This is a genomic window from Nostoc sp. C052, assembly GCF_013393905.1.
Lineage (GTDB): Bacteria > Cyanobacteriota > Cyanobacteriia > Cyanobacteriales > Nostocaceae > Nostoc.
Genome location: NZ_CP040272.1, coordinates 5510616 through 5530327 on the forward strand (window position 1 = coordinate 5510616; position 19712 = coordinate 5530327).

Sequence of the window (19712 nt, forward strand, 5' to 3'; positions counted from 1 at the left end):
AAGAGAGACTTACTATGAGAGATTATAATAAAGAATATTCAACCTTTAATACTAATGACCCAGACAAAAAGTATGAGTATAGCTTTGACAAACTCCTAAGACGCTATATGCTACGTTCTTTTCTACCATTTATGTCATCAGGTAAAGCATTAGAGTTAGGTTGCTTTCAAGGAGAATTTACTGAGATGCTGATCGATCACTTCACAGATATCACCGTTGTTGAAGCTGCTGACACGTTAGTAGAATATGTAAGAAATCGTGTGGGATATAGGGTTAAATTTATTAACTCAGTCTTTGAAACACTAGAATTGCAAGACAAATACGATGCTATTTTTCTAATTCATACGCTTGAACATTTAGATGATCCGGTCTTTATTCTACGTAAAATTAATTTATGGTTATCAGACCAGGGACTACTTTTCTTAGCTGTCCCAAATGCGAATGCTCCATCTCGGCAAATTGCCGTTAAGATGGGTCTTATTTCTCACAATACGGCAGTTACTGAGGCAGAGTTTGCTCATGGACATCGAAAAACTTACGCTTTTGATAGCTTAGAAAAAGATACTATTGATGCTGGTCTTAATATTGTTCATCGAGGTGGTATATTTTTTAAAGCATTAGCCAACTTTCAATTTGACAAATTATTAAGTAGTGACATAATTTCAGACTCATATCTAGAAGCTTGTTACAAATTAGGAATGCAATACCCTGATCTCTGCGCCAGTATTTTTATGGTTTGCGAAAAAGGTCGTATCTAATAGGTTACATATTTTATCAGCAAGGTCTATTTTTTATGCCTCACTGGTCTAAACGAAGGTCTATTTATGAAGATTACTATAATGCAGCCGTACTTATTTCCGTATCTAGGGTATTTTCAGCTTATCAATATAGCAGATAAATTTGTAATTCATGATGATGTACAGTACATAAAAGGAGGCTGGATCAATAGAAACCGAATTCTATTAAATAGAGAAGCTTACCTATTTACATTGAGCATAAAAAATGATTCTGCTTTTTTGAACATCAATCAGAGGCTTTTTACAGAAAATTTTGATAAAGAAAGAAAAAGATTGTTAAATATAGTGGATTTGTCTTATAGAAAAGCGCCTTATTACTCAAACATTAAAAAACTATTAGATCATATTTTATCTGTAGATGAAATAAATATTTCAACAATGATAACGAATAGCTTAAAGCTCATTTGTGATTATTTAGATATTGGCACACAAGTTTATTTTTCCTCGGAACTTAATAAAGACAATACATTGAAAGGGGAAGAGCGGGTTATCAGTATAAACAAGTGTTTAGGGTCTGACCATTACATAAATTCAATTGGAGGAGAGAAATTGTATTCAAGAGAGGTTTTTAAAAGAAATGATATCAAGTTGTCATTTCTTCAGCCAAGATTTGTTGAATACAATCAATTTGATAATCAGTTTGTTCCTTGGCTTTCAATCATTGATGTTCTAATGTTTAATGACAAAGAAAAAATTCAAAAAATGTTGAATGAATATGATTTAATATAAATGCAAAAATATTTATATTTTTAGATTAGGAAGAGAAAAAACAAGTTACTAGATATATATTTCATTTAATCAATAGCAAGCATAAGACTCATACCTATTCAGATAAATATAAATTTATATGAGGTTTTAAAGATTGAGATGAAGTCTAGAGTAAAACCAATTGGAGGTTTTTTTGAGTTAGAAATCCAAAATAAAGATTGCAGCTATCATTCTAATGCAATTGCTCTTAGTAATGGAAGAGCTTGCCTAAATCTCATTCTTAAACACATTCAAGCCCAGAGAATATGGATACCCTTTTACACCTGTAACGCATTGTTGGAGCCGATTCAAACGAATCAAACTCCCTATAGCTTTTACTCAATTAATATAAATTTAGAACCTACTGAAGATGTGAAATTAAAAAAAAATGAGTATTTGATTTATATCAATTATTTTGGACTAAAGGGTAAATTTATTGAAGCCTTAATTAATCGGTATAATGATCAAATTATCATTGATAATACTCAAGCATTCTTTGATAGAGAAAATAGTAAAGCTTGGTCTTTTAATTCGGCAAGAAAGTTTTTTGGTGTGCCAGATGGAGCATATCTTTATACTCCTTATGATATTCCTGTTGACTATGAAAGGAATACTGATTTGACTTGTAATCATTTATTAAATCGTTTATTGGGTAAGCAGAAACAAGCATATCAAGAATTTATAGAATATGAAAAAGTGTTGGATGATAAAATTAAAAAGATATCACTTATTTCTGAATATTTACTTGCTAACATTGATTATCTAAATGTTGCTCAAAAGCGTCGGCATCACTTCAATTATTATCATTCATTCTTTGAAGAAATTAATCAATTTAATTTGCCTTTAGCAACTAATGCTATTCCTTACCATTATCCTCTTTTTGTCAAAAATAGAATAGATAAAAACCTACTATATGATCAAGATATTTTTATTCCAACATTATGGAAAGATACAATACACAGAGGATTGGAAGGATTTGATTTTGAAAACGATTTAACGCAAAAATTACTTGCACTTCCAATAGATCATAGATATGAGATTGATGACCTAGATTATGTGATTAAATCAATAAAAAAACTATTAGGTAACTAATAATGTTCACATTAAGAGAGATTTGCAAAAATGATCTAAAAATAATTAATGCATGGAGAAACGACCATGATATTATCAATTTTCTTGGGTGTAATTTTCTTTATATTTCTGAAGAGATAGATGAGAATTGGTATCAAACTTATCTTAATAATAGAGATAAAAACGTTAGACTTTCTATTATTGAATCAGATAATAATAATCTTATAGGCAATGTTTATTTAACAAATATTCAATCGATTAATCGTTCTGCTGAATTTTCAATTGTTATCAGTAATAAGAATTACTGGTCTAAAGGTATTGGAGAAGCAGTTTGCCGAGAAATTCTTAAGCACGCTTTTATTGATTTGAATCTTAACCGTATTTATCTCTATGTTCTTGAGCAAAATACTAGAGCTATTAGAATGTATGAAAAAGTTGGTTTTTTTGTAGAAGGAAAGTTGGAAGAGGCAGTTTATAAAAATGGCAGCTACCATAACACTTTTGTGATGGCGATTCTTAGAAGTAATTATAATAAAGATATTCAAAACAATAATAAATAGTATAAATGCATGATATAAGAAAGTAAAGCAATTTTAAAATGATATTTTTTAGGAAGTTGTGGGTAATCTAATAACTAAGAAGACTGCTAGAATTTTGACCGTAGCAATAGCAAGTTTTGATACATAACAAGTTCAAGTAGTGATTATTTATTTATCATAACTGAGTCAAATTGAAATATTTGAAATATAGTAACAGCAAAATTATGTCCCAATTTATCGATGATATCATCCATACGTTTTATGTAAATATTCATAATTTTCAGGAAGATAACTGGGATTATGAGAGATTTCAAACCTTATCAAAGGATTATACCAATAGGCAGATTTTTATAGACTCATACAGTTATTATCTTAAGTTTCTTTTCCAAAATCAGGACAATCTTCAGCAAGTTCACGAAATTCTAGCTGATTCTGAGTCTAAGAATTGGTTAACAAACTTATTGCTTTTCAGACTAGTAGGACATCTACACTTTAAATTACCTACTAATAATGAACAACACTGGCGAGACAGACAGAAAGCTAGGGAGATGATAGTTTCAGAATCTGATGTAGATTACTCTGGTATTTTTGGTGAATTGCAGAAGTATGCGGTTAGCTTTGAAAATCAACATATTACTATTGATTGCTGGTCGGGCAATGTAGCTTGGACATTTTTGTTCAAGCAGTATTACTTTAGTAGAAATAATGTTCAAATCTGTCCTGAGCCAGGAGATTATGTGATTGATGCTGGTGCGTGCTTTGGTGATACAGCAATAGCTTTTGCATCAACTGTTGGTTCAGAAGGCAAAGTTTTTTCGTTTGAAATAGAGCCACATAATTTAGATGTATTTTGCTACAACTTGATGCAGAATGAGGATTTAGCAGAGAGGGTAGTTATTAGTGATTATGCTCTAACAGATAGTTCAGAAACTCAGCTTTATTTACATGGCGAAGGGCCTGGTACAAATATTAGTAACACTCCATCGGAAATACCTATAGCTACTACGACAATTGATCAACTTGTATATGAAAAAAGTATAGATAGAGTAGATTTCATTAAAATGGATATTGAAGGGGCTGAATTAAGTGCCTTACATGGGGCTGTAGAAACTATCCGTAAGTTCCGTCCAAAACTTGCTATTTCTATATATCATAGACCAAATGATATTTTTGATATTCCTATTTTTATCCATAGTTTAGATATTGGCTACCAGTTGTATATAGATCATTACACGATACATTCTGAAGAAACAGTGCTTTACGCCAAAGTTATGCAATAAACCACAAAAAGAATTTTTGCTTTTTAATATATCAAAGTTCCTCACCTTTGAAATGTTCTATAATGATTTATTTAAAATCTTTTCTAAAGTTTTTCCAAATACAAAATTAAAAAATGGTTCAGATGAAACAACAATTGAATAATTTAGCTATATTTACTGGTATACCAACGTTCACAGAAAAATTGCATGTTGGTCGTCCTAATATTGGAAGCCGCGAGCGCTTACTTAATCGCATCAATGACATCTTAGATAGAAGATGGCTAACGAACAATGGCCCTTATGTACAAGAATTTGAGCAACGTATTGCTGAATTTATCGGAGTAAGGCATTGCATTGCTAGCTGTAATGCTACAGTAGCATTAGAAATAGCCATCCGTGCTGCGGGTTTAAAAGGCGAAGTTATTGTCCCTTCTTTTACCTTTATCGCAACCGCACACGCTCTACAATGGCAAGAAATTACCCCAGTATTTTGTGATATTGACCCTAAAACCCACAACATCGATCCAAAGCAAATAGAGCAATTAATAACGCCACGTACTACAGGTATTATTGGCGTTCATTTGTGGGGTCGTCCATGTAGTGTGGAGGCTTTAAGTAAAATTGCCCGTACCCACAACTTAAAATTAATGTTTGATGCAGCTCATGCTTTCGGCTGTTCACATCAAGGACGTATGATTGGTAGCTTTGGAGATGCCGAAGTTTTTAGCTTCCACGCTACTAAATTTTTGAACACATTTGAGGGTGGAGCAATTGTGACTAATAATGATGAATTAGCTGCAAAAATTCGCCTGATGACTAACTTTGGTTTTGTCGGTATGGATAACGTTATCTATATTGGTACAAACGGGAAAATGCATGAAACATCAGCAGCAATGGGTTTGACAGGACTTGAAAGTTTAGAAGAGTTTGTGGCTATCAATTATCGTAATTACCAACAATATAAACAAGAATTGCAGAGTATTCCTGGACTGAAACTTATTGCTTATGACAAAACACAAAAATGTAATTATCAGTATATTGTTTTAGAAATTGATGAAAAAGATTTTGGTATAAGCCGAGATTATTTAGTTGAAATATTACAAGCTGAAAATATTATTGCTCGAAAGTACTTCTATCCAGGTTGCCATAATATGGAACCTTATCGTTCTTATTTTCCTTACAATAGGCTATTGCTACCTAAAACTGAAAAACTTGTCAATCGAGTACTCTGCCTACCAACAGGCACGGCATTAAAACCAGAAGATATTAGCAAAATTTGTCAAATTATCAAGTTAGTTTTTGCTAATAGTTGTGAAATTTCTAAAGTCCCCTATTATTCACACATCTAAAATTTATATCTTAGAGATGAAAGTATGAAAGTAAGTGTTTTAATGGTTACTTATAACCATGAAAATTTTATTGCTCAAGCCATAGAAAGTGTATTGATGCAAGAAGTCGATTTTGAATATGAACTTGTGATAGGCGAAGATTATTCTACAGATAATACACGTCAAATTGTAATTGATTACCAAAGAAAATATTCGGACAAAATTCGCTTATTACTGCCCGATATAAACTTAGGGGCGCACAAAAATTTTTTAAATACATTTAAAGCCTGTCAAGGTCAGTATCTAGCAATATTAGAAGGTGATGACTACTGGACTTCAAGTGAAAAACTACAAAAACAAGTAGATTTTTTAGATAAAAACTTAGACTTTGCTATATGTTTTCACAATGTATTAGTATTTTGCCAAGATAACAGTCACTCACCTACGATTTTTCTGCGCAATCAGCCAAAAACATCTACTATAGAAAATTTGTTAGTAAACAACTTTATTTCCACTCCTTCAGTAATGTATCGTGCTGGCTTAGTACAAGAGTTTCCCGATTGGTTTTATGAACAAAGTATGGGAGATTGGACTTTCCATATTTTAAATGCACAGTATGGAAAAATCGGATACATTGATGAAGTGATGTCAGCATATAGAGTTCATGCGAAAGGAATATGGTCTAGTAAAAGCCGAGAATCGCAAATAAAAGAAACTATTAGAATGCTTGACACTATAAAATATAATCTTAGCTCTCAATATCAAGCAATTATAAATACATCTATAAATTTATACTCTCAACAACTAGCTAGTGTATTAAAAGATCAAGAATTAAATAAATCACAGCAAGAAACTGATTACAAGAAAACCAACTTATTAGAGGAACAGCCGTTAGTTAGTATTTGTATTCCTACTTACAATGGTGAAAAATTTATTGCAGAAGCTATTAATAGTGTGTTACACCAAACCTATCCAAATATAGAAATTGTTTTATCTGATGATAATTCTAGTGACATAACAGTTGAGATTGCTAAATTATTTAATCAAAAATTATCCGTTGATTTTTCCATTCTTGAACATAGTCAATATGGACTAGCTCAAAATTGGAATTTTTGTATTTCTCAAGCTAAAGGTAAATATATAAAGTTTTTATTTCAAGATGATTTGTTAGAGCCAAATGCTATTGAAGAAATGGTTAATTTGGCTGAACAAGATGAAGAGATAGGTTTAGTTTTCTCACCGCGAACACTCTTCACTAATACTGGCAACACCGTCTATGATTCAAACTTTTTAATGCATCACGAAGCTAAAGATGTATACAAAGCTTGGTCAACATTAAAGCCAATTCAATCAGGACAGCAACTTTTACTAGATCCCAATATACTTGGCTCTCCAATTAATAAAATTGGAGAGCCAAGCACAGTACTCATCAGAAAAGATGTTTTTGAAAAAGTAGGATTATTTAATCCTGAGTTTTGTCAACTTGTAGATTTGGAAATGTGGCTCAGAATTATGAGTCAATACAAAGTTGGTTTTGTTGATCAAGTTTTATCTCATTTTAGGATACACCCACAACAACAAACTCGTCGAAATGCTGCTTTAAAGGATGCTATTTTATTAGATTATCAAAAACTGTTTCAGACAATTTACAGTGATACACGATATCCTGAAGCAACGAGACAACAAGCTCTTTATAGATATGCAGTTTTGAGTGAACAAAATGCAGAATTGCATAATTTGCGAAAACAAATAGCAGAAGAATGTCTGAATGTTTCAGATGAGCAGATAACAGATATGTATCTAGGTCTACTGGGTACAACACATAAGATGTTAGTGAATAGTAGCATCAAGTATGAAAGTCTGACTGATGAAGAACAGATTTTTGCTAATGATATCCTTTTAAGGCTATCTCAAGGTTTTGATCAGCCAAAAGCAATTCAGTATTTACTAGCAGCTATGCTGTATCGGAGTGCTGACCAGTTACCATTACAGCATGACCTCTCTCGCATACCCAGTTGGTTAATTAATGACTATTTACAATTCCTATTTTCTTCCCCAGTTGACTTTCAAGAACTGGGTGATGCAGATAATTACTATTACTATATGCGGGGGTGGATTGATTATTTACATACATCTATATTACAAAATTCTGACTCTCACTTGTGGGATCAAATAGCTAATAACTTTACGTCCATTGCTAATTTTATTCCCCTATATTTTAATGAGCATAATCTTAAAGATATCTATGTTAAGCGTGGAAAAATTATAGAGCTTTTACTGAAGCGTAAGGGTTATGAGGTAGATTATGAGTTTGCAAATAGACCTATAGGCAGAAAAAAAATTCGCTTGGGTATCCTGGCTGCACATTTTCTACCTGGTTCTGAAACATTTGCTTACCTTCCTATTTATGAGTATATCAGTAGAGATTTTGAAGTAATTTTGTACTCTCTTAATCAAACTGGTCATCAACTAGAGCAATATTGCCAAAGCTGTGCAAATTCCTTTAAGCTGCTACCACAAGATTTAGCAGGACAAGTAAATACAATTCGTAATGATGATCTCGATATATTATTCATTGCTACCAATGTGACGGCAGTAACCAATCAAATCTGCTTCTTATCAATGCATAGGTTAGCTAGAATACAAGTCACAAGTGGCGGTTCTGTAGTGACAACAGGAATGCGGCATATAGATTATTACATTTCTGGTACCCTAACCGATCCATCGGCGACGGCAGAAGAGCAATATCGAGAAAAGTTGGTGAAGCTAGAAGGAACTGCTCATTGCTTTAGTTATGGAAGTGAACAAGAAAATGTAACTGTCAAAGTTGATCGAGAAAGTTTAGGTATCTCTGAAGAAACAGTTATTTTTGTCTCTGGTGCTAACTTCTTCAAAATCATCCCTGAACTAATTAATACATGGGCAAAAATAATTTCTGGAGTTCCCAATTCAGTTTTAGTGCTTCTGCCATTTGGCCCGAATTGGTCAAATAATTACCCTAAAAAAGCTTTTGTAAATCACTTGATTAAAGTGTTTTCAACGCATGGTATACCAGCAGAGAAATTAATAGTTTTAGATCCTCAGCCAGTGCCAAATCGAGAAGAAGTTAAAGAATACTTCAAAATTGCCAATGTATATCTAGATTCTTATCCATTTGCAGGAACAACTTCTTTAGTAGAACCACTACAAGTTAATCTACCAGTAATCGCTAGACGGGGAAGTAGCTTTCGCTCTGCAATGGGAGCCGCAATGGTGCAAGTACTGGATATCCCCAATTTAGTTGCGGATAGTGAAGAGTCTTATATACAATTAGCGATCGCACTTGGTAATAATCCTAAATTACGTCAAGAAAAGAGTGACCAAATTAAGGAAAAAATGCAGGGGAATCCTAGTTTTCTTGATAGTCGTTCTTACTCAGCTAAAATAGGTAGCTTATTTCAAGAATTATTAAGTAAGCATCTTGCAGATAATCTGAGTCAAAATTTACAACTAGGAGATATTAACCTAATTATCTTCCCTGATTGGTTACAGCCAGAAGAATCTCTTGGTTTAGCTTTAGAACAAGTGATTAAAAGATTAGCCAATCATGTGAAGAATGAGAAAATTACTTTAATTATCAACACGAGTAATACTGCTCCTGAAGATGCAGAAATATTTCTATCTAGTATTGCGATGAATCTGTTGTTAGAGGAAGATTTAGATATTAATCAAGGATTAGAAATTTCTCTGGTAGAAAACCTTTCTAATATTGAGTGGCAAGGGTTGTTACCTCGAATTAATGCCAGACTTATTTTGGAATATGAAGATCAGGAAGCTTTAAAAAAAGTACCACTTAAAAATCTAGGATGTTATGAACTAGATAACTGGATTAATAAATTTTCGACTGTTGATTAAACAAGATTTACCATATTCAGGGGAGTATCCCAATTTTGCAAGAACGTGTTTGTCATTGCGTACTACTTTCCTACGGAACGCTACGCGAACGGAGAACCCGTTGGCGCAGCTTCTCGTAGAGAAGGGTACGAAGCGACAGCGTAGTGAACGCGAGTGCGTCTCCAAGAGTTGCAATCCCATATCTTGCGATTGCTTCACTCCACTGCGTTGCGCTCGCAATGACAATTTGTAACTTGACTTTGATATAACTTGCACATTTGGCATGATCCCATATTCAGTGCCTTGGCTTAGAGGTTGTTTGAAAAGTTTTGGGCGAATATAATTCGCTACTACACTAGCATTGTCCACCTCCACGGACTAACACAAAATCAAGGTCTTCAACCCACCTTCGCGTAGCGTTCCGTAGGAAAGGTGGGTTTCGTCTGTGTAGCCGCGATTTTTAATCGCCGGGGCTAGTATTAATTTAGACTTTTTAAACAACCTCTTAGAGTAAGAAGAAGAGTACTTGTAATTACAAGTAAACAATATTATGTCATAATTCGATTTTATGATTTTGAACTTTAAATGCGTTGCTCTGCTACCCTAACCCAACTGGTTGAAGTTATTTTGGGCCATTCTGTAAACTTATCTGAAACTGCTTTAACACAAGTAAGTAGTGGTATCCAAACAGATAGCCGTACCCTGAAGCCAGGTGAAGTATTTGTTGCTTTCCGAGGCGATAAGTTTGATGGACATGAATTTGTGCCAACTGCGATCGCAAAGGGTGCAATCGCTGCAATTGTAGATTTTGAATACGAAAATCCGGGATTTCCTGTATTACAGGTAAAGGACACCCTCAAGGCATATCAAAAACTTGGCCGATGGTGGCGCGATCGCTTTAACATTCCTGTAATTGGTGTAACGGGTTCTGTAGGTAAAACTACAACCAAAGAATTGATCGCCGCAGTCTTAGCAACCAAGGGACGAGTTCACAAAACTTATGGAAATTACAACAACGAAATTGGTGTCCCGAAAACTCTCCTAGAACTTGGCGCCGAAAATGACTACGCCGTAATTGAGATGGCGATGCGGGGTAGGGGACAAATTGCCGAACTGACGCAAATAGCGCGTCCAACAATTGGAGTGATTACTAATGTGGGGACGGCACATATTGAGTTACTGGGTTCCGAAGAAGCGATCGCTGAGGCAAAATGTGAGTTATTAGCCGAAATGCCTGCTGATAGTGTGGCAATTCTCAATCACGACAATCCGCTATTAATGGCGACGGCGGCGAAAGTTTGGCACGGGGAACTTTTAACTTACGGCTTTTCTGGTGGAGATATCCAAGGGCAATTAATTGATAACGAGATTGTGGAAGTCGCAGGCATCCAACTACCTCTGCCTCTACCTGGGCGTCACAATGCGACTAATTTTTTGGCAGCTTTAGCGGTGGCCAAGGTGTTGGGGATTGATTGGGAAACCCTCAAAGCAGGTGTGAATGTGGATATGCCTACAGGGCGATCACAGCGATTTAACTTACCCAATGATGTAGTAATCTTAGATGAAACTTATAATGCTGCACCAGAAGCGATGATTGCAGCGTTGCAATTATTGGCAGAGACACCCGGAAAGCGGAAGATTGCCGTATTGGGTGCAATGAAAGAATTGGGAGAGCGATCGCAGCAGTTGCACCAGCGAGTGGGTGAAACAGTCCGAAAGTTGAATTTAGACGGCTTGTTGGTTTTGGTAGATGGACAAGATGCCGAAGCGATCGCTCTTAGTGCTGAGGGGATTCCATCGGAGTGTTTTGCCACTCATGCCGAGTTGGTGGCTAGGTTGAAGACATTTGTGCAAACAGGCGATCGTTTATTGTTCAAGGCCGCTCATTCCGTGGGACTAGATCGGGTAGTCAATCAATTACGTGCAGAATTTCCCAAATGATACCACTAGAAACCCAACGTCTGATACTGCGAGACTTTGTAGAATCAGATTGGCCAGGGGTTCATCAATACGCCAGCGATCCGAAAGTTGTGCGTTATTTAACCTTTGGCCCGAATAGCGAAGAAGATACCAAAAACTTTTTGCAAAGAGAGATTTCATTACAAAGTAAAGAACCCCGTCAGCATTTTGCTTTGGGAGTGATTTTAAAACCCCAAAAGCAATTAATTGGTATCTGTCGTATATCCGTTCAGGATACTGACAACAAAATAGGCTCTATTGGATACTCTTTTACTAAAGAATTTTGGGGACAAGGATATGCAACTGAAGCTGTAAAAGCAGTTGTATCATTTGGTTTTCAGGAGTTAAACTTACATCGCATCTTTGCTACTTGTCACCCAGAAAACATTGCCTCTGCACGAGTGATGCAAAAAATCGGAATGCAGCAGGAAGGGTATTTGCGAGAACACCATTGGATTAAGGGAGAATGGCGAGACTCTTGGTTATATGCCATCCTTGAGCATGAATGGATTTTCTGAAAATATCACCTATGACGCCCGACAGACTTTAGTTGGAAAGACTAGGGTTGTTGTTGTTGCTGTAGTGTCTTTGAAAAAGAATTGCTGCCAAATTAGTCACCAGACAGGTGATTGCTAGCCATAACAAGATATAAGTAGGAGCCATCACCACGCCAATCATGAACCAAGTATATACGTGAAAGATCATTACAGAAGCAAAAAAGCTAGCAATTGCAGCAGATTGCCATACTTGATGTGATGGACGGCGTAACGCTACCAGACCCATCGTTAAAATTGTGATAAGTAAGTTTGCTGGTACGAGAAATGCACAAATGCTTATGCAGTTGCCACGAGAGAACTCAGCTAAGGTGTTAAAATCGAGCATTAATTTGTTGGGATAGATGTTAGCTTTTTAAGAATTTATTAATTTATTTTAAAACAACGCAATTTAAATTAACATAACAGTGAGTAATCACATTGCAAATATAACATAAATTAAACTATTGAGTTGCCTTTTGATACTATCAATAGTTAGTTAATTATAAAATTTCTGGATAACTAGGGTGGAAAACACCCACCCTAGCTGAATTAACCCGGTAAAATTACCGTATCGATAACGTGTACCACACCATTATCAGCTTCGATATCTGCTGCTAAAACTGTGGCATTTTTAATTTCAAAACCATCAGAAGAATGAATTTTAATGGGTGAACCTTCTACAGAATTAACCGTACCGAGTTCTGCCAAATCAGCCTTTAGCAGCTTTCCTGGAACGACATGATACTTTAAAATCCTCGTTAGCTGGGGAATATTCTGTAACAGAGTTTGGATAGTTCCCGCTGGTAACTTGGCAAAAGCTTCGTCATTGGGTGCAAAGACTGTGAACGGCCCAGGACTTTTTAATGTTTCTACTAAACCAGCCGCTTGGACAGCTGCTACCAGTGTTTTGAAAGACTCAGCCGTAACTGCAATATCAACAATATCAGCCATATATCTTAACCTCAATATCTGCAAAAGATTTTAAAGGATAATAAACCTATTTTAATTTTTATTGAAAAAGGGACTCTTTACTGGGGATTAGGGACTGGGAAAACACTACCCAAGTTTTGTTCGCGCAGCGATGCCTCCAGCGTCTCAAAGGTTGCGATCGCACATTCGGCGCAGTCGTGATTTATTTGGTTTGTGATGATACTTACTTGTGCGCGATCGCACCTTCACAACCCATTCTCGAAAATTGTTACCCTAAATAAAGTTATGAGGACGCAAATATGACTGACAAAAATCGTTCTCAATGGGACTTAGGCAGGTTTATCGAAACCCTGACTTACTTTGAGGTAATTCCTTTCCTTAACTGGGTACAGCAGTTAATCCAAGGCCGTCCTAAGGATAATCAAGATAGACCCAATGGAGGAAGAAACGTGGGTGTAATATTAGTAGCAGGTGCAACTGGTGGTGTCGGTAAACGAGTAGTGCTGCGATCGCTCCAACAAGGTTATAAAGTTCGCGCCCTAGTTCGAGATATTGACAAAGCGCGGTCAATTCTTGGTAATGATATAGATTTAGTGGTTGCGGATATCACGCAACCAGAAACTTTAACTCCTCTAGTCCTAGCTGATATCCAAGCTGTAATTTGTTGCACAGCAGTACGTGTACAACCTGTTGAGGGAGACACAGCAGATAGAGCCAAATATTATCAAGGTGTTAAATTTTACCAACCGGAAATTGTCGGCGACACTCCCGAAAATGTAGAATATCAAGGTGTCAAAAACTTAGTCCAAGCTGCGGCAAAATATTTACCCCAAGCAAACGAAAAACCAATATTTGATTTCACCAAACCATCAGCAGAATTAAAAGATTACTGGGGAGCGTTGGATGATGTCGTCATGGGTGGTGTTAGTGCCAGTAATATCCAATTGCTAGATAATACAGCTTTATTTGCTGGTAATGTCTCCACCGCTAACTCTGGCGGATTTGCTTCTGTCAGAACGAAGAATTTTGATCCACCCTTTAACTTATCTGGTTACACTGGTGTAAAATTACGTGTCAAGGGTGACGGTCAGCGTTATAAAATCTTTCTGCGGACAGATACAACATGGGATGGTATTGGCTATAGCTATTCTTTCGACACCATAGCTGATACTTGGATAGATATTCACATTCCCTTTACAGATTTAATTCCCGTTTTTCGGGCAAAAGTTGTCAAAGATGCGCCGCCAATTGAACAAAGTAGAGTTTGCTCATTCCAACTGATGTTGAGCAAATTTGAATATGATGGCGCTTTGAATCCCAAATTTTCTCCAGGTGGTTTTGCTTTGCAGTTGGAATCAATTAAAGCTTATGGTGGGACAACTTTGCCACAATTTATTCTTGTCAGTTCAGCAGGTGTAACTCGTCCTGGCCGCCCTGGGATTAATTTAGATGAAGAACCGCCAGCAGTGAAATTAAATGACCAATTGGGAGGAATTTTAACTTGGAAGTTGAAAGGAGAAGATAGTTTAAGAGAAAACGGAATTCCTTATACGATTATTAGACCTTGTGCTTTAACTGAAGATGCAGGAAGTAAGGAATTAATATTCGAGCAAGGTGACAATATTAGAGGCAAAATCAGTCGTGAGGATGTGGCAGAACTTTGCGTGCAAGCGCTAAAACTAGAAAAAGCCTCTAACATTACATTTGAGGTTAAACAGGGAGAAAATACTGTCAAATATATCGATTGGCCAAGTTTATTTTCTAACTTGCAACCGGATAAGAGATGAAATTTTCACAGCTTTTTAGTCTGTCACTATCCCAAAAAAGCCTATTTAGATAGACTGTTCTAACAAGTCAGCTATTGAGATGAAAAAAGTCAAGGTGCTAGTAATCGCCGGGATTTTAATCACAATTATCTGGGGCAGTTTTTTTTCCAAAACTGCCTCATCGCAGCAAGTTGAGTCCCGCATCAATAACCTGGAAGCAGACTTGAATCGTTTTGAGTCTCGGTTAAATCAGATAGAGTCTCAGCTAGGTAAAACCCGCCAGTATTCATCCTCAAGAACAACACTTACCCCACGACAGTCAACTGGTTCTAGAAGGAATTTATCACAGCAAGATCCAATGTTTGATAGATTGGCAACTTTGGTGATTGAATTGAAGCAACAAGTCAATAAATTAGAGGAGCGAGTTGCTAAAATAGAATCACGCTAAATATTTATTTCACTTGCATAGAATATAGATTTTTCGTAGGGATGTACAAATGTACGCCCCTACAGTCTGTTGTGGAAAAATTAAAAGGCAATGTTGTTTGATTAACGAAATATTTTATCTGTAGTAACATTTGTCAATCCAAATTCGCATTTCTTCTTCAGAACCAAAACAGACAGAACGTCCTGTGATTGGATCGTAGGCGTGCCAACAAGAAGTATTGCCACGATAGTCTGATTCGTGCCACACTTGCAGGTCAGAACCGCTAGTCATCCAGATAACAAAATGTTGCCAATATTTTCGTAGATTTAACAAAAAATAAAGTTTATTCATGTGAAAGCACCTGATAAATAATGAACTATTACTTTTACTTTCACGTAAGAATTTAGAACTGAGAAGGTACAGTTTTGGCAGATTTAATCTAGTACAGTTACACTCATTCTCAACTGGTATAGTAAAAAAACTCCCAACTGTACTAGGTAAACTTGGTAAAAATAGTTTATATTGCCAGTATTGATGATGTTTTAGTCATTAACGAGTGCGCCAAAATGAAAATTTTGCTAGACCGACAGTCACACAAGCCGATTTATTTACAGATCCGCGATCGCATCAGTCGGCTGATTAAATCTGGCGCACTCAAAAATGGCGATCGCCTCCCTTCCATCCGCTCTCTGGCAGAGAGTTTACAAGTTAACAAACTCACGATTATTGAAGCATATAACGTTTTAGAAGCAGATGGGATTGTTTCTGCACGTCAGGGTTCAGGATATTTTGTCAGCAGCGTTTATCCCAAAAGTGCCAACCTAGAATCTAAATTTGCTCCAGCCCAAAATGTCATAATTACAAAACCAGGGAAGTGTTCTTTTTATGATATGTATACTCCACTGGTACAAGCACAAACTGAGCCAGGAATAATTAATTTTGGTTACGGTTATCCTCGTCCACCAAAAGATATCAACCTTATTGCTAGACGAGCATTAAGACAAGATGATACTGATATTTTCTTTCCCCATGAAATGCCTCAAGGACAATTAACCCTGTGCAAACAAATTGCCCAGATGTTAGTACATCAAGGATTAGAGGTATTTCCAGAAGATTTAGTTATTACTAATGGCTCTCAGCAAGGGTTGTCATTAGCGATAAATTATTATGTACAGCCTGGTGATTGGGTGATTGTCGAAGCTCCTACTTATTATGGTGCAATTTCTATCTTAGAAAACTTAGGAGCCAAGATTATTGGCATTCCCATGACTGGGGAGGGAATGAATTTAGATTTATTAGAACAATATCTATATAGCCACCGCCCAAAATTAATTTATACAATTAGTACTTTTCATAACCCAACTGGATTGACGACAACACAAGCTCATCGTCAACAATTACTAACATTAGCTGAAAAATATGAATGTCCTATTTTAGAAGATAATGCTTATGAAGGAATAAATTTTGATGCTGTATCAGCACCGATTAAAGCTTTAGATAAAAATAATTTAGTGACTTATTTAAGCACCTTTTCTAAAACTTTAATGCCTGGTTTAAGAGTCGGCTATATGGTAGTTACAGGTAAGCATTATCAAGCAATTATTGAGCGAAAATTACTTCATGACTTGCACACATCCAGTATTTCGCAAACCATAGTTAGCGAATATCTCGCTTCAGGACATTATCGCCGTCACCTCAGCCGACTTCGTACAGATAATTTGCAAAGTCGTAATACTATGCTGCAAGCTTTGGAGCGTTATTTTCCTGAAGAAATCCGCTGGACAGTTCCCACGGGAGGATTATTTCTCTGGGTACAGTTACCAGATGATTTTCCGATTGGGACAATTCGTAAGGAAGCCTTTGCCCAAAATGTCTATCTGGCGTGCGGTTCAGCATTTTTTCCCGATAAGCAGGGTTATCCAGCGATGCGTCTGACTTTCTGTCTCTCGCCAGAGGAGATTGAGCAAGGGATTTCGATTGTGGGTAAGTTGTTGAAAAAGTATATTTCCAGAAGATGCGTAGATGCAGAGCAGCTTGTCGTCAAACATCGTATATCTAATTATCAACCACTTGTTCACAGTTTGTAATTTCCTAACAAATGGTTAAGGTGTCTCTGTAGTAACATACGGGAAGCCGCTACGTGTCTATAAATTAATTAAAAAATATTTTTCACAACTGATTTAGGACTGCTATCTTTTGGTATGAAGTCAGAATACTTAATCTTGTTAAGAGTGCTGTATTTGTCAATCAGCCATCAGGAATACACATTTGACAGCATTTAATCTTATATTTGTAATTTTGTAAATCTAGCGATTTTCATACCCTGCGGGTTTATGGGTATGCGCCCCTAGTTAAACAATCAAGAACTTCAATAATTAACTTTTATAGGTAAAAAAACATTTTTAACCTTTTCATAATCTAAGATTAACCAAAATTTATCCGGTATCAGCTCTCGACTTTCTGAAGTAAACATTGTACAAAAAAGCTAGGCCGTACAGGATGCAAATTACATGAGTCGAAAAGCCAGCAAAGTGTTTAAACAGTCTGGGGTGATTCCTTACAGAGTAAACAATGGTAAAATTGAAATCTTGCTAATTACCACCCGTGATTTTCAACACTGGGTAATTCCGAAAGGAGATATTCCTAATGGCATGAGTCCGCCTGCTTCAGCAGCCAAAGAGGCATGGGAAGAAGCAGGAGTTATTGGGCATGTAGACGCGAAGGAACTGGGCACTTACAAATACCGCAAACAAGGCAAAAGTTACCGCGTCAAGATGTATTTATTACCAGTTGAGATGTTGAGTGAAGATTATCCAGAAGCAACTAAAAGAAAACGGCAGTGGGTAGAAGTGAATAAAGCTATCAGGCGGGTTAAATTTAATTCACTCAAACGAATTCTTAAAGGGTTTTTCCAAGTCAAGTCTCACTTTTGTGCATTTTGATGTTAGTTAGATATTGAAATACACATTATTTTGAGCCTCTCAGACCAAAGTGAGGTTTTTAAGAATTAGCTATACTTAAGACCACACAACGGGCTTAAGCCCCTTATTAAAAGTGTTCCTATAAGTAGATGGGTGAGAAAACTTATAACTATGTTATAGAAAGCTTAAAATAGTGTTAAGTAAGTCGGCATAATAAAACCAAACTGTGTGAAGAAAAGTAAACAAGGCTCAAACCCTTTATCACCCTGCTCCCTGCCCCCTGCCTTATCCCAACAATAATTATTTACGCCGACTTACTTATCATATCCTGCTCGGATCATTTGTTATTAAGCTGTTGTGCGTGCAAATTGCATCACAAGCATGAGTAGGCAAAACCTGGAAATCCTCTCCCTTGCACCCTGCTCCCCTGCCGCCTCAATGTGCAAACTATAATCACAACAGTTTATTCCCACAGTCATTGCACCCCACCCCCAGTCCCTCCCCAATGCCAAAGGGAGGGGAGACAAAGCGTAGCTTTGGCGGGGTGGGATTCTTGGGGTTTAGTAAGTAATCAAGCAGACATGATATTAGACGTAGGTTGGGTTACCCAAAGCCCCCATCCAACCTACAATTTTTTTGCATCCTATTAGCGTGTTAAGGCTAATAGGATGCACTCATTTGATAGTGAATATGCGTCTATTTATTGAGTGTAAAATCCGTCTTAAACCCATAGCAAAGTTACCCAAGTTTTTATACCGACAATTCCATCAGCCTGCAATTTCTTAGATGTTTGAAAACTAACAACTGCATTTTTAACTGACTCAGAAAAATGCCCATCAATAGCATCAGTATATAATCCAATATCTTTTAATTGCTGTTGTAATTGTTTTACTCTTAGCCCAGAATCTCCTAGCTGCAATCCGTTAAATCTATTCAAATCGGCTCGACCACTAACACCAGTTACACCAGATATATCACCTTCATATTGATGAATTAAGTATTGCCCCTGCCAAGCACTAGGAATACTTGGGTTTTTGGCTCCGTAGTGGGCAATCCATAACGGATAACTAGCAAAATCTGATGGATTACCTATTTCTGCCCAGAAACTAGGGAAGGTATAAATAATTGGTTTGATTGGTTTTTTTGTTTGTTGCAAAAGGGCTTTTTCTACCTCTGCTAACCACTGCTTCGCTGCACTAATTACTGCTTGGCTACTTACTTTATCAGTTATCTCTACATCCAGAACTGGTGGTAAGTCTCCTGGTTCTAATTTGCCCAATGTTTTTAAGAATTCCTTCGCTTGCTGAACTGGGTCAGATGTATGGGGGTGAAAGAAATGATAAGCACCCCGAATAATACCAGCAGCTTTCGTGGTCTGCCAGTGATGAGCAAAAGCAGAATCTTTTATGCTAACTCCTTCTGTGGCTTTGACAAAGGCAAAAGTTTTACCAGAGTTTTTTACTGCTGTCCAATCTACTCTGCCGTCTTGATCGGCAACATCAATTCCTTCCATAGAATTTCTTAACCTTTGTGATTAGTACAATAGTGAACTTATCAGA

At 36.5% G+C, this 19712-nt stretch carries 18 protein-coding genes; 14 read left to right on the forward strand and 4 right to left on the reverse strand.

Going from position 1 to position 19712, the window contains the following annotated elements:
• The first annotated feature begins 14 nt into the window (after positions 1-14).
• The 9 genes from FD723_RS22765 to FD723_RS22805 all read left to right on the forward strand — a co-directional run bounded on the left by FD723_RS22765 (position 15) and on the right by FD723_RS22805 (position 12091).
• The gene (locus tag FD723_RS22765) at positions 15-758 is read left to right on the forward strand and encodes a bifunctional 2-polyprenyl-6-hydroxyphenol methylase/3-demethylubiquinol 3-O-methyltransferase UbiG (RefSeq protein ID WP_179067392.1); all 744 of its coding nucleotides are present in this window, start codon (positions 15-17) and stop codon (positions 756-758) included.
• Positions 759-839: 81 nt separating this feature from the next.
• A complete protein-coding gene (locus FD723_RS22770) occupies positions 840-1526 on the forward strand; it encodes a WbqC family protein (RefSeq protein ID WP_256874904.1) in 687 nt (228 codons plus the stop codon).
• A 138-nt stretch (positions 1527-1664) separates the two neighbouring features.
• A complete protein-coding gene (locus tag FD723_RS22775; RefSeq protein WP_179067394.1) occupies positions 1665-2636 on the forward strand; it encodes a hypothetical protein in 972 nt (323 codons plus the stop codon).
• A 2-nt stretch (positions 2637-2638) separates the two neighbouring features.
• The gene (locus FD723_RS22780) at positions 2639-3175 is read left to right on the forward strand and encodes a GNAT family N-acetyltransferase (RefSeq protein WP_179067395.1); all 537 of its coding nucleotides are present in this window, start codon (positions 2639-2641) and stop codon (positions 3173-3175) included.
• A gap of 203 nt (positions 3176-3378) precedes the next feature.
• Positions 3379-4434: an FkbM family methyltransferase gene (locus tag FD723_RS22785; protein ID WP_179067396.1), complete on the forward strand. Its 1056-nt coding sequence runs from the start codon at positions 3379-3381 to the stop codon at positions 4432-4434.
• Between the two features lie 122 nt (positions 4435-4556).
• A complete protein-coding gene (locus FD723_RS22790) occupies positions 4557-5762 on the forward strand; it encodes an aminotransferase class I/II-fold pyridoxal phosphate-dependent enzyme (protein WP_179067397.1) in 1206 nt (401 codons plus the stop codon).
• 24 nt (positions 5763-5786) lie between these two features.
• On the forward strand, positions 5787-9635 hold the full coding sequence (locus FD723_RS22795; protein WP_179067398.1) for a glycosyltransferase: 3849 nt from the start codon (positions 5787-5789) through the stop codon (positions 9633-9635).
• A gap of 564 nt (positions 9636-10199) precedes the next feature.
• Positions 10200-11555 (forward strand): UDP-N-acetylmuramoyl-tripeptide--D-alanyl-D-alanine ligase, encoded by a 1356-nt coding sequence (gene murF, locus FD723_RS22800; RefSeq protein ID WP_179067399.1) that lies wholly within the window; start codon positions 10200-10202, stop codon positions 11553-11555.
• Positions 11552-12091, forward strand: a complete 540-nt coding sequence (locus FD723_RS22805) for a GNAT family N-acetyltransferase (protein ID WP_179067400.1) — start codon at positions 11552-11554, stop codon at positions 12089-12091. Before murF ends, FD723_RS22805 begins: the two co-directional genes overlap by 4 nt.
• A 28-nt stretch (positions 12092-12119) precedes the next feature.
• Here the strand turns inward: FD723_RS22805 and FD723_RS22810 are convergent, their stop codons facing one another.
• Positions 12120-12455, reverse strand: a complete 336-nt coding sequence (locus FD723_RS22810) for a hypothetical protein (protein ID WP_179067401.1) — start codon at positions 12453-12455, stop codon at positions 12120-12122.
• Positions 12456-12658: 203 nt separating this feature from the next.
• Entirely contained in the window at positions 12659-13060 is a 402-nt protein-coding gene (locus FD723_RS22815) for a fasciclin domain-containing protein (protein ID WP_179067402.1), read from the reverse strand.
• A 116-nt stretch (positions 13061-13176) separates the two neighbouring features.
• Here FD723_RS22815 and FD723_RS22820 point away from each other — a divergent pair, with 116 nt between their 5' ends.
• The 3 genes from FD723_RS22820 (at position 13177) to FD723_RS22830 (ending at position 15253) form a co-directional block, all read left to right on the forward strand.
• On the forward strand, positions 13177-13320 hold the full coding sequence (locus FD723_RS22820) for a hypothetical protein (RefSeq protein ID WP_179067403.1): 144 nt from the start codon (positions 13177-13179) through the stop codon (positions 13318-13320).
• Between the two features lie 18 nt (positions 13321-13338).
• Complete coding sequence (locus tag FD723_RS22825) at positions 13339-14826, forward strand: CIA30 family protein (protein ID WP_179067404.1); 1488 nt, start codon at positions 13339-13341, stop codon at positions 14824-14826.
• A gap of 79 nt (positions 14827-14905) precedes the next feature.
• On the forward strand, positions 14906-15253 hold the full coding sequence (locus FD723_RS22830) for a hypothetical protein (RefSeq protein ID WP_179067405.1): 348 nt from the start codon (positions 14906-14908) through the stop codon (positions 15251-15253).
• Positions 15254-15367: 114 nt separating this feature from the next.
• Here FD723_RS22830 and FD723_RS22835 read toward each other — a convergent pair whose 3' ends face one another.
• Positions 15368-15583: a hypothetical protein gene (locus FD723_RS22835; RefSeq protein ID WP_179067406.1), complete on the reverse strand. Its 216-nt coding sequence runs from the start codon at positions 15581-15583 to the stop codon at positions 15368-15370.
• Between the two features lie 215 nt (positions 15584-15798).
• Here FD723_RS22835 and FD723_RS22840 point away from each other — a divergent pair, with 215 nt between their 5' ends.
• Positions 15799-17319, forward strand: a complete 1521-nt coding sequence (locus FD723_RS22840; protein ID WP_256874905.1) for a PLP-dependent aminotransferase family protein — start codon at positions 15799-15801, stop codon at positions 17317-17319.
• Between the two features lie 423 nt (positions 17320-17742).
• On the forward strand, positions 17743-18174 hold the full coding sequence (locus FD723_RS22845) for an NUDIX hydrolase (RefSeq protein WP_179067408.1): 432 nt from the start codon (positions 17743-17745) through the stop codon (positions 18172-18174).
• A 700-nt stretch (positions 18175-18874) separates the two neighbouring features.
• Here FD723_RS22845 and FD723_RS22850 read toward each other — a convergent pair.
• Positions 18875-19666: a GH25 family lysozyme gene (locus FD723_RS22850; protein ID WP_179067409.1), complete on the reverse strand. Its 792-nt coding sequence runs from the start codon at positions 19664-19666 to the stop codon at positions 18875-18877.
• Positions 19667-19712: the final 46 nt, after the last annotated feature.

Coding starts and splice junctions, on each gene's coding strand:
- FD723_RS22810 (WP_179067401.1), bottom strand. CDS start 12,455: ATGCTCGATTTTAACACCTTAGCTGAGTTCTCTCGTGGCAACTGCATA.
- FD723_RS22795 (WP_179067398.1), top strand. CDS start 5,787: ATGAAAGTAAGTGTTTTAATGGTTACTTATAACCATGAAAATTTTATT.
- FD723_RS22830 (WP_179067405.1), top strand. CDS start 14,906: ATGAAAAAAGTCAAGGTGCTAGTAATCGCCGGGATTTTAATCACAATT.
- murF (WP_179067399.1), top strand. CDS start 10,200: ATGCGTTGCTCTGCTACCCTAACCCAACTGGTTGAAGTTATTTTGGGC.
- FD723_RS22835 (WP_179067406.1), bottom strand. CDS start 15,583: ATGAATAAACTTTATTTTTTGTTAAATCTACGAAAATATTGGCAACAT.
- FD723_RS22825 (WP_179067404.1), top strand. CDS start 13,339: ATGACTGACAAAAATCGTTCTCAATGGGACTTAGGCAGGTTTATCGAA.
- FD723_RS22805 (WP_179067400.1), top strand. CDS start 11,552: ATGATACCACTAGAAACCCAACGTCTGATACTGCGAGACTTTGTAGAA.
- FD723_RS22775 (WP_179067394.1), top strand. CDS start 1,665: ATGAAGTCTAGAGTAAAACCAATTGGAGGTTTTTTTGAGTTAGAAATC.
- FD723_RS22790 (WP_179067397.1), top strand. CDS start 4,557: ATGAAACAACAATTGAATAATTTAGCTATATTTACTGGTATACCAACG.
- FD723_RS22845 (WP_179067408.1), top strand. CDS start 17,743: ATGAGTCGAAAAGCCAGCAAAGTGTTTAAACAGTCTGGGGTGATTCCT.
- FD723_RS22840 (WP_256874905.1), top strand. CDS start 15,799: ATGAAAATTTTGCTAGACCGACAGTCACACAAGCCGATTTATTTACAG.
- FD723_RS22780 (WP_179067395.1), top strand. CDS start 2,639: ATGTTCACATTAAGAGAGATTTGCAAAAATGATCTAAAAATAATTAAT.
- FD723_RS22770 (WP_256874904.1), top strand. CDS start 840: ATGCAGCCGTACTTATTTCCGTATCTAGGGTATTTTCAGCTTATCAAT.
- FD723_RS22785 (WP_179067396.1), top strand. CDS start 3,379: ATGTCCCAATTTATCGATGATATCATCCATACGTTTTATGTAAATATT.
- FD723_RS22850 (WP_179067409.1), bottom strand. CDS start 19,666: ATGGAAGGAATTGATGTTGCCGATCAAGACGGCAGAGTAGATTGGACA.
- FD723_RS22815 (WP_179067402.1), bottom strand. CDS start 13,060: ATGGCTGATATTGTTGATATTGCAGTTACGGCTGAGTCTTTCAAAACA.
- FD723_RS22765 (WP_179067392.1), top strand. CDS start 15: ATGAGAGATTATAATAAAGAATATTCAACCTTTAATACTAATGACCCA.